This is a genomic window from Micromonospora sp. NPDC050417 (assembly GCF_044458865.1).
Lineage (GTDB): Bacteria > Actinomycetota > Actinomycetes > Mycobacteriales > Micromonosporaceae > Micromonospora_G.
On the sequence record NZ_JBITIH010000008.1, the window covers coordinates 1 to 12,978 of the forward strand.

Here is a 12,978-nt window from a genome sequence, read left to right on the forward strand (position 1 = left end):
GCCGACGGCGGAGCGGTGGTTGCGGGCGAGTAGTTGGGCGTGGGCGTTCGGGACGTACTGGAGTTCCTCGACCGCCGCCAACACCCGCTCCCGCAACTCCGGCGCGACCCGGCGGGGACTACGGCTGACGATCCGGGAGACGGTCGCCGGGGAGACCCCGGCGAGCCGGGCGACGTCGGCGAGTGTGGTCATCGGCGGCCTCCGTCCGGACCAGCCCCGGCACGCGTACGCGTTGACGGTCGTCAACGCCGGAGACTAGCGTCAAGCGGGCCGCAGGAAAACCCTTTCCCATGAACGGTGGTCCGCATGACCGGCCAGTCCACACCCTCTCCCCTGCCCCTGCCCGGTGGCATCGGCGTCTCCCGGCTGGGCGTCTACGACACGGTCGCGCCGGACGGTGCCGTCGGCGGTACGCCACACCTGCACCTCTGCTGCGCCGAGGCGTACGTGGTGGCGGCCGGCGCCGGCCTGGTCCAGACCCTCACCCTCGACGGGTACGAGGAGACGCCGCTGCACCCCGGTGCGGTGGTCTGGTTCGCCCCGGGCACGATCCACCGCCTGGTCAACCACGGCGGACTGGAGATCGTCGTGCTGATGCAGAACAGCGGCCTACCCGAGGCCGGGGACGCGGTGCTGACCCTGCCCCCGGAGGTGCTCGCCGACCCGGCCCGGTACGCCGCCTCGGTGACCCTGCCGAACGGCGGCGCCCCCGGTGGCGACCTGGCTGCCGCGTACGCCCGCCGGGACCTCGCCGTACGCGGCTTCGAGCGGCTCCGCGACAGCGCCCTCGGCGGCGACCTCGACCCGCTTCGGGAGTTCCACGCCGCCGCCGTCCGCCTCGTCCAGCCGCACCTCGACGCCTGGCGGCAACGCTGGCGTGGGGGTGCCCTGCGGGCGGCCGAGGAGACCGGGCGCCAACTCGACGCCCTCGCCCGAGGTGACGCGTCACATCTGGGGAACGCCGTGGTGCACGACTTCGCACAACCGCGTGAACAGGGTCGCCAGGGCATGTGCGGGCTGTTGAACACCTATCCGGTGCACTGACACACCCCACCGGAACACGCGGCGGCGTCCAATGTGGACAGGGCGCGCGGGGGTGTGGTTCCCACCCCGCTCTTGCCGGGAAACGGGGTGGGAACACACGATCAGGCCGGTCGCCGCCGGCGGCCGGTCTGCGCCACCGGCACCCAGCCGAAGAAGCGCAGGTCCAGCTCCCGGGTCGGCGCCGAGGGCAATTCGGCACGTGCCCGGTCACGGAAGTGCCGCAGGTAGGTCACGAGCCGCTCCGGCTCCCGCCGGTAGAGCGCCAGCAGACGACGCCGGATCACCGGACAGGGCCACTCACCGTGGCAGTCCACGCACCGCCACTGTTCGTCGTTGCGGTGCACCGCGCTGAGGTCTTCGAGATCGTCGCGGAGCCGGGAAACCTCCGCCGTCGACGGACCGTTCATGGTGCGTCACCTCCTGGCACACATATCAACACCAGGGATGGCGCGGGCGACGGACCCGCGGTGCGTCACGGCGACCTGGGCCGGCTCAGCCGAGCAGGGCGCGCAACGCGGCGGCGTCGAACGGGAGGCCCGGCAGCTCCCAGAAGTTCCCGTCCTTGGCGGCGTACATCCCGCCGTACGCGGCGGTGCCGGGCTGGAAGCGGCGACCGCCGTCGCCGAGCGAGCCGGCATCGACGGTGTCGTAGCCGATCGTGTCGAGGAACTCGACCACGGTCGCCTTCGCCGCGACATCGTCCCCGGCGATCGCGAGCGCGCTCCGGTCGGCCGCACCGGTGGGGCGGGGCAGCGACCGCAGGTGCGCGAAGTAGATGTTGTTGAACGCCTTCACCACCCGGCTCGCCGGCAGGTGGCGTTGCAGCAGCTCACTGCTGGTGGTGGAGTCGTCGTCCAGCTCCGCGAAGTGTCCGTCGCGCTCCGGGTAGTAGTTGTTCGTGTCGATGACGACCTTTCCGGCGAGCGGCTCGACCGGCACGCTCCGGTACGCCTTCAGCGGGATCGTCACGACCACCAGGTCGCCTGAGCGGGCCGCCTCGTCCGGCGTACCCGCCCGCGCGCCGGGACCGAGTTCGTCGACGAGCTCCTGGAGCGTCTCCGGCCCGCGCGAGTTGCTCAGCACCACGTCGTGACCGGCGGCTACCGCCAGCCGGGCCACCGTGCCACCGATGTTTCCACTGCCGATCAATCCAACGGTTGTCATGCCTGGCGACAACCGCCGGCCAGCGACCCACATTCCCGACCACCGGCGGGCCACGCCCATTCCTCGGCCGGCGAGTCGCGCACACCCGCCCGCCGGTGAACGATGTCACATCGCGTGGCCGGCGAGTCCCGCGCGTTCCCGGCGGCCGGCTCGTCGCCCCGGCAGCGGGCGCATCGATATCGGTGGTATCGATGATCGTTATGGGAAAGGCCTTGCCCAAAGTAGTTGATTCCTTCTACTGTCCCGAGAAAGCGCTTGCCAGACCCGGTTCACCCCATCGTCACCACCGCCAACGGGACATCCGACCACCGAGGAGGAGTGCCCGTGTCCGACCGCACCATCGACGACGGCGTCGACCTGGCCGCCCCGATCACGCCGGCACCACCGGCCGGTTCGCCGGCCGCCGCGACCGGTCCGCGTACGCCGCCGGACCAGTTCGGTCCCCCGGCCCGGCGCGGACTCGGCAGCCGCCTCGCCCGACTTGCCGAGGCGATCTGGCGTCCGGCGCTGCTGCTCGCCGCGCTGGTCGGCGTCTGGTGGTTCGTCGCGGCCCGCGAGTACGTCCCCCACTACCTGGTGCCGACACCCGGACAGGTCTGGACCACCATGGTCGACCAGTGGTCGTTCCTGCTGCGCAACACCTACGTGACGCTCTACGAGACGGTCATCGGGTTCGTGCTGGCCGCCCTGCTCGGGCTCGGCACGGCGATCCTGATCGCCTACTCCCCCACCATGGAGAAGGCGATCTACCCGATCGTGCTCTTCGCCCAGGTCATCCCGAAGATCGCGATCGCCCCGCTGCTGGTGGTCTGGTTCGGCGTCGGCTTCACCCCGAAGATCGTGCTGGCCGTGCTGATCGCCTTCTTCCCGGTGGTGATCTCCGGCGTGGCCGGGCTGCGCTCGACCGACCCGGAGCTGATCGACCTCGCCGCGACCATGGGCGCCGGCCCGTGGAAGACCTTCCGCCGGATCCGTTTCCCGAACGCCCTGCCGCACCTGATGTCCGGGCTCAAGGTGGCCGTGACGCTCGCCGTGGTCGGCGCCGTGGTCGGTGAGTTCGTCGGCGCCGACGAGGGTCTCGGCTACGTGCTGCTGCTGGCGAACGGAAACCTCGACGCGGCGCTGCTCTTCGCCGACCTGTTCCTGATGTCACTGATCGGCATCGTGCTCTTCGTCGTCGTCGAGGTGGCGGAGGCGCTGCTCATCCCCTGGCACGCCAGCCGTCGTTCCGGCGTACCGCTGACCACGTCCTGAACCGTCCGGAGCACGTACCACCCCACCACATCCCACCGCACCGTCCCGCGACCGCACTGGAGGCGCACCACCATGAGACGTCTCGCGTCCACCGCCGCCGCCCTGCTCCTGCTCGGATCGGTCGCCGCCTGCGGCGGCTCCGAGGGGCAACCCACCACCGCCGATGGCCGCAAGCAGGTCACGCTGACCCTGAACTGGGTGCCGTACGGCGAGCACGCCCCGTTCTACTACGGCCTGAAGAAGGGCTACTACGAGGCCGAGGGGATCGAGCTGGAGATCAAGCCCGGTGGCGGTTCGGGCAAGACCATCCAGGCGGTGGCCCAGCAGCAGACGGACTTCGGCTGGGCCGACACCCCGCCGATGCTCAAGGCGATCGCCACCGGGATGAAGGTGAAGAGCGTCGGGGTGTTCCTCCAGAAGGGACCAACCTCGATCGAGTTCCTCGCCGACAAGGGCATCACCAAGCCCGCCGACCTGAAGGGCAAGACCGTCGGCGGCACCCCCGGCGACGCCATCTACGCCACCTTCCCGGCCTGGCTGAAGGCGAACGGGCTGGCCGAGAGTGACGTCAAGGTGGTCAACCTGGACGCCGCCGGCAAGGTCGCGGCGCTGGCAGAGGGGCGGGTCGACGCGATCCAGGGCTTCTTCCACGACCAGGCCCCGACGATCGAGGCGAAGACCGGCAAGAAGGTCGACTACCTGCTCTACGCCGACTGGGGCATGAACATGCTCGGCACCGGGATCGTGGTCAACGACGCCACCCTGAGCAAGGACCCGGACCTGGTCAAGGCGTTTGTCCGGGCCACCCAGAAGTCCTGGGCAGACGCGGCCAAGGACATCCCGGGTGCCACCGACGCGATGGCCGAACTGGCCGAGAACGAACCGGCCAAGGATGTCCTGGTCAAGCAACTCACGCTGGCCGTACCGCTGCTCGACGTGGCCCCCGGCGCGGCACCCGGGGTGAACCCGCCGACCAAGTGGACCGAAACCATCGACCTGATGAGTCGGTACGCCGACCTCAAGGACGCGGGCGGGCCGGAGAAGTACTGGGACAGCGGCTACACCAACCAGGGATGAGTCCTGCGATGACCAGCACCACCACCGGCACCGCGGTCGACCTGACCAACCTGACCGTGCGGTTCCAGTCCAAGAGGTCCCGGACCACCGCCGTGGAGGACGTGACCCTGCGGGCCGAGCCGGGCGAGTTCGTGACCATCGTGGGCCCGTCCGGCTGCGGCAAGTCCACCCTGCTCAAGGTCGTGGCTGGCCTGGTCCGGCCCACCGCCGGCACGGTCTCGCTGCTCGGTCAGGCGGTCACCAGACCGCAACGGGAGATCGGCTTCGTGTTCCAGCGGGCCGCCCTGCTGGAGTGGCGGGGCGCCCGCCGCAACATCCTGTTGCAGGCCGAGATGCGCGGTCTGGACCGCAAGCTCGCCGCCCGCCGGGCGGACGAGCTGATCGAACTGACCGGGCTGACCGGGTTCGAGCAGGCCCTGCCGCACGAACTCTCCGGTGGGATGCAGCAACGGGTGGCGCTGTGCCGGGCGCTGCTGCACCAACCCCGGGTGCTGCTGATGGACGAGCCGTTCGGTGCGCTCGACGCGCTGACCCGGGAGCAGCTCAACACCGAACTGAACCGGATCTGGCGGGAGACCGGCACGACGATCCTGCTGGTCACCCACTCGATCGCCGAGGCGGTCTTCCTCGGCACCCGGGTCGAGGTGATGAGCCCGCGGCCGGGTCGGATCGTCCGTACGCTGCCGGTCGACCTGCCGGCGGAACGGGGCTACGCGCAGGTGATGTCCGATCCCCGCTTCGACCGGCTGGCGACCGAGATCCGGGAGCTGTTGGGGGCGGGGGCGAACCACTGATCGCCCCGCTGGGCGGGCAGTCCGCCGAGGTCGAGGCACCCCGGCGGTGGACCGCCGCCGCCGGGGCCTGGCTGGGGCTGGGCGCCGCACCGGCCGCCCTCATCCTGGGCGCCGGGATGGCGGACCGGCACCACGGGGCGGTGCCCGTACTCGCGTTCGTCGGCGGGGCGGCGCTGATGGCGCTGCTCCTGTTCGGGCAGGGCGCGCTCGGCGTACGGCCGCCGTACGGCGAGGGCGGCACGCTGACCGAGGTGGCGCCCCGCTATCTGCCACCGGCCGGGCGGGCGGTGCTGAGTGCGGTGCTCGGTGTCGCGATGATCGGCTGGTTCGGCTTCAACGTCGGGCTGGGCGGGGCGTCGCTCGCCACGGTGACCGGTCTGCCCGGCCCGGTCGGCGCGCTGTTGCTCTCCGGGGCGGTGCTCGCCGTCTCGTACGCCTCGCCCCGGCTCGGCAACCGGATCGCGGTCGGCACCACGCTCGCCGCCCTCGCCCTGGTCGCGGTCTGCGTGGCCCGGCTGCGACCCGCCACCGCCCCGGTCACCCTGCACGCGGGTGGCTGGGGCACGGCCGCCGACGTGGCGGCGATGGCCGGGTACGTGTCGGTGTTCGCGTTGCGGGCACCGGACTTCAGCCGGGGTCTGGCCAGCCGTCGCGACCTGGGTTGGTGCGTGCTGCTGCTGGTGGCTCCGGCGGTCGCGGTCGGTATCGCCGGGGCGGGGGTGTGGCTGCGTACCGGCTCCACCGATGTGGTGGCGGTGCTCGGCGGGACCTCCGGCATCGCCGCGTACGGCAATCTCTTCGTCACCGCCGCGGTCTTCGCGCCGGCGCTGACCACGACGTACTCCGGGGCCCTGGCGCTGCGTGGCGGCTGGCCGGCGCTCTCCCCGACGGCCGGCATGCTCATTGTCGCGGTGCCCGGCGCGGTGCTCGCCGCCGCGCGCTTCGACCGGCTGCTGCTGCCCTGGCTCTCGGTGCTGGCCGCGACGCTGCCGCCGTTGATCGTGCCGATGGCGACCGAGGCGTGGCGGCGTCGACGTGGTCGTCCGGCCCGCGCGGTTCCGGTCTGGACCTGGTTGCCGGCGGGGCTGGTGGCGACCGCGATGACCGCGGCCGGACTGGCGGTCGCCGCGGTGACCGGGCTGGCGATCGCGGCCGTGGCCACCGCCGTCCAGGTCTGGCGCGGTCGCCGGCTCTGAGGGCGGTCGCGGGCTCTGGGGCGGTTCGGTGGGCTGGCCCGGCGACTCCGGAAAACATGATCGATTACCGGTACGCCAGAAAAGGCTTTCCGGTTCTTTCACCGATCTACGAATAGGTCACCACGCCATCACTGAGCTTTACACATTGACCATTTCGGATTGGTTACGTAGGCTTGATCCGTCGGCGGCAGGAAAGCGCTTTCCATTTATCCGTCCCTATGACCGGGAGCGCCTGCATGAGACGCTTACGATCCATCCCGATCGCCCTACTCGCGATCGCGGCCCTCATCCTGACCATTACCCCGGCCCCCGCATCGGCAGCGGCCCGGTTCCGGGTACTGGTCTTCTCGAAAACCACGAACTTCTACCACGACTCGATCCCGGCCGGCGTCGCCGCGATCCAGCAGCTCGGCCTCACCCACGACTTCGAGGTCGAGGCGACCACGGACGCGACCGCGTTCACCGACGCCAACCTGGCCCGATTCGACGCCCTCGTCTTCAACAACACCAACTCCATCCCCGGCTCCGGCGACCTGCTCAACGCCGCCCAGCGGACCGCGTTCCAGAACTTCATCCGACAGGGCGGGGGCTGGGTCGGCCTGCACGCGGCAACCGCGAGTGAGCGCGACTGGACCTGGTACGAGGGACTCGTCGGCACGATCTTCGACTACCACCCCGACTTCAGCTCCACCGGCGGCGTCTTCCCCGGCCGGATCAAGGTGCTGGACAAGGCCCACCCCTCCACCCAGACCCTGCCAGAACTCTGGGAACGCAGCGAGGAGTGGTACAACTGGCGGACCAACCCGACCAACAAGGTGCACACCCTCGCCCAGATCAAGGTCCGCGACGGAATCAACGGACTGGACGAAGGGGTCGACCACGCCTACTCCTGGTGCCAGAACTTTGACGGTGGTCGATCCTGGTACACCGCCGGCGGACACACCTCGTCGTCCTTCAGCGAGCCGCACTTCCTCAGCCACCTGAGGGGCGGAATCGAATGGGCGGCCGGCGCCGTACCGGGCGACTGCGGGGCGACCAAGAGCAGCAACTTCCAACGCGTACCCCTGGTCAGCGCCGACCTGGCCGACCCGTTCGAACTGGCCGTCGCGGCCGACCGGCGGGTCTTCTACATCCAGCGCACCGGCGCGGTGAAGGTGATCAACCAGAGCACGCTCGGCGTGACGACGCTGGTCGACTTCGCCTACACCGCCGCCCAGACCAGCCAGTCCGACGGGTTGATCGGCATGACCCTGGACAACAACTTCGCCACCAACAACTGGATCTACCTGCTCTGGTCGGACAAGACGCTCAACCAGTTGAACCTCTCCCGGTTCACGGTCACCGGCAACTCGATCGCGTTGAGCAGCGAGAAACGGCTGCTGGCCATCCCGACGTACCGGGGCGAGGGCCGGGCCAACTCGCACATGGGCGGCTCGCTCGCCATGGACCGACAGGGCAACCTGTACGCGGCCATCGGCGACAACACCGACCCCTTCGACTCCAGCGGCTTCACCCCCATCGACGAGCGGAGCGGGCGCCGGGCCTGGGACGCGCAGGCCACCGCCGGCAACACCAACGACCTGCGGGGCAAGATCCTGCGCATCCGGCCGCAGGCCGACGGCACCTACACCGTGCCGAGCGGCAACCTCTTCGCCCCCGGCACCGCCCGCACCCGCGCGGAGATCTACGCGATGGGCATGCGCAACCCGTTCCGGATCACCGTCGACCCGATCACGAACGCGGTGTTGGTCGCCGACTACGGCCCCGACGCGACCGCGGCGAACCCGAACCGGGGCCCGGAGGGGACGGTCGAGTTCAACCGGATCACCAGCGCCGGCAACTACGGCTGGCCGTACTGCATCGGCAACAACATCCCGTTCAACGACTACAACTTCGCCACCTCGACCTCCGGGGCGAAGTTCAACTGCGGTGCGCTGGTCAACAACTCGCCGAACAACACCGGGCTGACGAACCTGCCGGCCGCCCGCTCCGCCCTGGTCTGGTACGCCTACTCGGCCTCGGCGCAGTTCCCCGAGGTCGGCACCGGCGGTGGTGGCCCGATGGGCGGACCGTCGTACGACTTCGACCCGGCCAACCCCCGGCTGACCAAGTTCCCGCAGTACTACGAGGGCAAGTGGATCGTCTACGAACTGACCCGCGGGTGGTTCAAGACGATCTCCACGCACAGCACCGCGCAGACCTTCACCAACTCTCGGTTCGGTCCGACCGCCGTCGGCGACCTCCAGTCGATCAACGGCGTGATCGGTGACTTCTCCTGGATCCAGCCGTTCGAGGCGGAGTTCGGGCCCGACGGCTCGCTCTACGTCATCGACTTCGGCGAGGGCACCGGCAGCGGCCGGGGCGGCACCAACGAGGGTGCCGGCATCTACCGGATCGACTACGTGGCCAGCGGCCGACCGCCGGTGGCGAAGGTGGCCGTCAACCGGGACAGCGGGCCGTCACCGCTGACCGTCAACTTCTCCAGCGCCGGCTCGGCCTCCGGTGACGGGGCGCCGATTAGCTACGCCTGGGACTTCGACGGCAACGGCAGCACCGACTCGACCGCCACGAACCCGACGTACACCTACCCCAACCGGGGACGGTTCACCGCCCGGCTGACCGTGACCGGCACCGGCGGCGCCAACGCCGTCGCGACCACCGAGATCACCGTCGGCAACACCCGGCCGGTGGTCACCCTGAGCGTGCCGAACGGTGGCTTCTTCGAATTCGGTGACCGGGTGCCGTACACGGTGACGGTCAGCGACCCGGAGGAGGCGACGATCGACTGCTCCCGGGTGATCGTGCAAACCCAGCTCGGGCACGACTCGCACGCCCACCCGCTGGACAACTACACCGGTTGCTCCGGGGTCGCGGTCACCGACAGCAGCGCCGGTGACGGGCACGGGCCGGGTCAGAACCTGTTCACCCTGCTCACCGCCCAGTACACCGACGGCGGCGCGACCGGTGGCGTACCGGCGCTGGTCGGGTCGACCCTGGTCGAGTTGCAGGTGAAGAACAAGGAGGCCGAGCACTTCGACGGGGCCCACACCGGCATCCAGGTGCTGGACCGGGCCACCGCACGGGCCGGCAAGCGGCTCGGCGACATCGACCACAACGAGTGGGTCAGCTACGGTCCGGTCAACCTCCAGGGGATCAGCTCGGTCACCGTCGGCGCCAGCTCCGGCAGCACCGGCGGGACCATCGAGTTCCGGGCCGGCTCACCAACCGGGCAACTGCTCGGCACGGCCAGCATCCCGAGCACCGGCGGCTGGGACAACGTCATCTCGCCCACGGTGAACCTGACCAACCCCGGCGGCACCTTCACCCTCTACGCCGTCTTCGTCAATCCGGCCCAGGTCGGCGGCACGCCGGACCTGATGTCCGTGGACTGGTTGCGGTTCAACGGCGTCGGGGTCAAACAGGAGAGCGGTACGACGGTGAGCATCACCGCCACCCCCACCTCCGGTACGGCACCGCGCAGTGTCGCCTTCACCAGTAACGCGGTCGTCCCGGCGGGGCGGACGATCACCGACTACTCCTGGGACTTCGGCAACAACGCGGCGATCGTGCACAGCGCGTCGACCAGCCACACGTACACCCGTAGGGGCGTGTACACGGCGCGGCTGACGGTCACCGACAGCACCGGGGCCACCACCTCGGCCCAGGTCGTCATCACCGTCACCTGACCAGCATCCCGTTGACACGGTGACGCCGGATCTTCGACGGTCGCGCTGTCGAAGATCCGGCGTCCCCGCAGAGCACGCTCTGGTCGGGCTGTGGCGAGTTACTACCCCTGTAGGGGTAGTGGAAAGCCACAGCTCGGCAGGCACCTGAATGGCGCCGACTCCCGCCGGGGTGTCATCATCACGGCCATGTATGTCGCACGCCGTACGGTTGCCCGCCGCACGCTACTCGGAGCCGGCCTCGCCGCTGCCGCCACCGCCATCGCGGGCTGCGGCAAGTCCGACGACGGCGCGAACGCATCCGGCTGGAGCGACCCCGGCAACCCCGCCGTTGCACCACCAGCGACCGACGCCGCCGGCAACATCTCGCAACTCGGCGCAGCACCGAGCGGTTCGCCCAGCGCCTCCGCCTCACCCGGCGCCAGCACCAATGCCGGAGTCGCGGCCGGGACGGCGAACCAGGCCCCCTACGCCGCCGACGTGACCAAGGTCCTCCAGAAGTACCTACCGGCGACCCCGCAGACCATGCAGCACAGTGGCTTCCCGGGCGCGGTCGCACTCGTCCTGGTCAACGGCAAGACCACCGTCCACACCGCCGTCGGCGAGGCCCTGCGCTACGGCGCCGGCCCGAAACTCCTCCCGGCCGGCGACCGGGTCCCCATGCGCCCCGACTCGATTTTCGACCTCGCCTCGGTCACCAAGGTCTACACCGCGATCCTGCTCCTGCAACAGGTCGACAAGGGCAAGGTCGACCTCGACGCACCCGTCGTCGACTACCTGCCCGAGTTCACCGGCACCGGCAAACAGGCGATCACCGTCGCCATGCTGCTCACCCACACCAGCGGTCTACCCGTCGGCGCGAAGGTCACCGGCCTACCCGACAACACCGCCCGTTGGAAAGCCGTCCTCACCACACCCCTGATCTCCGGCGCCACCCCCGGCGACACCTTCCGCTACTCCAGCGTCGGCGTCATGGTAGCGGGAAAGATCGTCGAGAAGGTCACCGGGCAACGCCTCGACCAGGCACTCAAGACCAACCTCACCGGGCCGCTTGGCCTGCGTGACACCGGGTTCACCCCGAACACCTGGCTGTCGGCGAACGCGAAGACCACCCGGCTGGTCGCCACCGACGCCCGCTCCTCCCGGGGCCTGCTGCGCGGCATCGTCCACGACGACGTCGCCAACCACCTCGGCGGCATCGCCGGACACGCCGGCATCTTCGCCAGCGCCGCCGACCTCGCCGCGATCGGACAGATGCTGCTGGGCGGCGGTACCTACCAGGGCACACGCATCCTCGCCGAGGCCACGGTCAAGAAGATGCTGACCAACGCCAACAACGGCAAGCCCGCGATCGACCCCGAGCGCCCGAACCGCACCTCCGCCCACGGCCTCGGCGTCGTCCTCGACCAGCCCTGGTTCATGGGCCGGCTCTCCAGCGCGCGTACCTACGGTCACACCGGTTTCGCGGGGCCCTCGCTCGTCGTCGACCCCAACCGCAAGCTTGTCCTCGCCCTGCTCACCAACCGTGCTCACCCGAACTGGTCCTGGGCCAATCCCGACCCCACCCGCGCCGCCGTCGCCGACGCCCTCGCCAAGGCCGTCTAGCCAGGGGCCGTCGGCGCGGCAGTTCCGGAGCGGCTCGCGGCAGCCCGGAGCGGCTACGGAAGCAGGACGATCTTGCCGCGCACTCCCCCGGCCTCCACCCGGCGGTGTGCCTCGGCCGCCTCGGCCAGCGGCAACGTCGCCGCGACCCGGGTCAGCAGTTGACCCTTGGCCACGTCCGCCATCAGCTCGACGAGCATCGGCTGGTCCTGCTGGATCAGGACGACGTGCTGCCGTACGCCACGGGCCGGGTCGACCGGCGGCGTCGGGCGGGTCGCCACGAGCACGCCCCCGTCGGCGACCGCGACGGCGGCCGGCGCGCCGACCGGAACCGCGTCCAGCACGGCGTCGACCGGCCCGACCGTGGCCAGGTCGGTCGTCCGGGGCAGTACCTCGGCGACGCCGAGACCCCGCACCCACTCCTCGTCGCCCTGGCTCGCCACCGCGAGCACCCGGTGCCCGGCCTCTGCCGCGAGCTGGGCCGCGAAGCCACCCACCCCGCCGCTCACCCCGTTGACCAGGACGGTGGAGCCGGGGGCGAGGTCCATCAGCTCCAGCGCCTGCCGCGCGGTGAGCGCGTTCAGTGGGACGGTCGCGGCGGCGGCCAGGTCGAGGTCGTCGGGGATCGGGACCACCGCGTCACGGTCGACCGCGACGAGTTCGGCGTACGCGCCGACGGTGCCCCGGCTCTGGTACCAGTGGATCATCCCGGCGACCCGCTCGCCGGGGCTCAGGTCGGTGACGCCGTCACCGTAACCGATCACTTCGCCGGCGAAGTCCCAGCCCAGCACGTACGGCGGCTCGACCGGTCCCCCGATCACGAACCCGGCACGGGCGGCCAGGTCGGTGGGGTTGACGCCGGCCGCCCGGACCCGCACCAGCACCTGCCCCGGACCCGCCACCGGGTCGGGTCGCTCCACCATCCGGAGCACCTCTGGGCCGCCGATTGCCGTCACCGCCACCGCACGCACGCGATCACCCCTCCTGTGCACGTCACGCATTCCTGGCGGAACCTATACAGCCGCTCCGCCGGACGTCACATCGGGCTCACCAACCAAAGGTACGGATGGCATAACTCGGATCACACTTCGCGAACGTACCTTTACGCCGTTAGATGGCTCGCATAATTTAATGTCGACCAGGACGGGCCCGGCCAGGAGTTTC

At 70.4% G+C, this 12,978-nt stretch carries 11 protein-coding genes; 7 read left to right on the forward strand and 4 right to left on the reverse strand.

All coding sequences use genetic code 11. The features are described 5' to 3' along the window. A partial coding sequence (locus tag ACIBF5_RS12315) for a LacI family DNA-binding transcriptional regulator (RefSeq protein ID WP_396810857.1) occupies window positions 1-192 on the reverse strand: 192 nt, incomplete at its 3' end. 114 nt (window positions 193-306) lie between these two features. Here ACIBF5_RS12315 and ACIBF5_RS12320 point away from each other — a divergent pair. Continuing rightward, entirely contained in the window at window positions 307-1,044 is a 738-nt protein-coding gene (locus ACIBF5_RS12320) for a cupin domain-containing protein (protein ID WP_396810859.1), read from the forward strand. Window positions 1,045-1,145: 101 nt separating this feature from the next. Here the strand turns inward: ACIBF5_RS12320 and ACIBF5_RS12325 are convergent, their stop codons facing one another. Together ACIBF5_RS12325 and ACIBF5_RS12330 are read right to left on the reverse strand one after the other, a co-directional pair. Next, window positions 1,146-1,451, reverse strand: coding sequence for a flavin reductase (locus ACIBF5_RS12325; protein WP_396810860.1), 306 nt, complete (start codon window positions 1,449-1,451; stop codon window positions 1,146-1,148). An 85-nt stretch (window positions 1,452-1,536) separates the two neighbouring features. After that, window positions 1,537-2,208, reverse strand: a complete 672-nt coding sequence (locus ACIBF5_RS12330; protein WP_396810862.1) for an NADPH-dependent F420 reductase — start codon at window positions 2,206-2,208, stop codon at window positions 1,537-1,539. A gap of 324 nt (window positions 2,209-2,532) precedes the next feature. On the opposite strand from ACIBF5_RS12330, the gene ACIBF5_RS12335 reads away from it, so the two are divergent. The 6 genes from ACIBF5_RS12335 to ACIBF5_RS12360 all read left to right on the forward strand — a co-directional run bounded on the left by ACIBF5_RS12335 (window position 2,533) and on the right by ACIBF5_RS12360 (window position 11,817). Beyond that, complete coding sequence (locus ACIBF5_RS12335) at window positions 2,533-3,462, forward strand: ABC transporter permease (RefSeq protein ID WP_396810864.1); 930 nt, start codon at window positions 2,533-2,535, stop codon at window positions 3,460-3,462. Between the two features lie 72 nt (window positions 3,463-3,534). Beyond that, window positions 3,535-4,539 carry an ABC transporter substrate-binding protein gene (locus ACIBF5_RS12340; protein ID WP_396810866.1) on the forward strand — a complete coding sequence of 335 codons (1,005 nt, stop codon included), beginning with the start codon at window positions 3,535-3,537 and terminating at the stop codon, window positions 4,537-4,539. An 8-nt stretch (window positions 4,540-4,547) separates the two neighbouring features. Beyond that, on the forward strand, window positions 4,548-5,333 hold the full coding sequence (locus ACIBF5_RS12345) for an ABC transporter ATP-binding protein (protein ID WP_396810868.1): 786 nt from the start codon (window positions 4,548-4,550) through the stop codon (window positions 5,331-5,333). 116 nt (window positions 5,334-5,449) lie between these two features. Next, a complete protein-coding gene (locus ACIBF5_RS12350) occupies window positions 5,450-6,529 on the forward strand; it encodes a hypothetical protein (protein ID WP_396810870.1) in 1,080 nt (359 codons plus the stop codon). A 236-nt stretch (window positions 6,530-6,765) separates the two neighbouring features. Next, window positions 6,766-10,215, forward strand: a complete 3,450-nt coding sequence (locus ACIBF5_RS12355; protein ID WP_396810872.1) for a ThuA domain-containing protein — start codon at window positions 6,766-6,768, stop codon at window positions 10,213-10,215. Window positions 10,216-10,401: 186 nt separating this feature from the next. Continuing rightward, window positions 10,402-11,817 carry a serine hydrolase domain-containing protein gene (locus ACIBF5_RS12360; protein ID WP_396810875.1) on the forward strand — a complete coding sequence of 472 codons (1,416 nt, stop codon included), beginning with the start codon at window positions 10,402-10,404 and terminating at the stop codon, window positions 11,815-11,817. Window positions 11,818-11,870: 53 nt separating this feature from the next. Here the strand turns inward: ACIBF5_RS12360 and ACIBF5_RS12365 are convergent, their stop codons facing one another. After that, window positions 11,871-12,785 carry an NADP-dependent oxidoreductase gene (locus ACIBF5_RS12365; RefSeq protein ID WP_396810877.1) on the reverse strand — a complete coding sequence of 305 codons (915 nt, stop codon included), beginning with the start codon at window positions 12,783-12,785 and terminating at the stop codon, window positions 11,871-11,873. Between the last annotated feature and the right edge of the window lie 193 nt (window positions 12,786-12,978).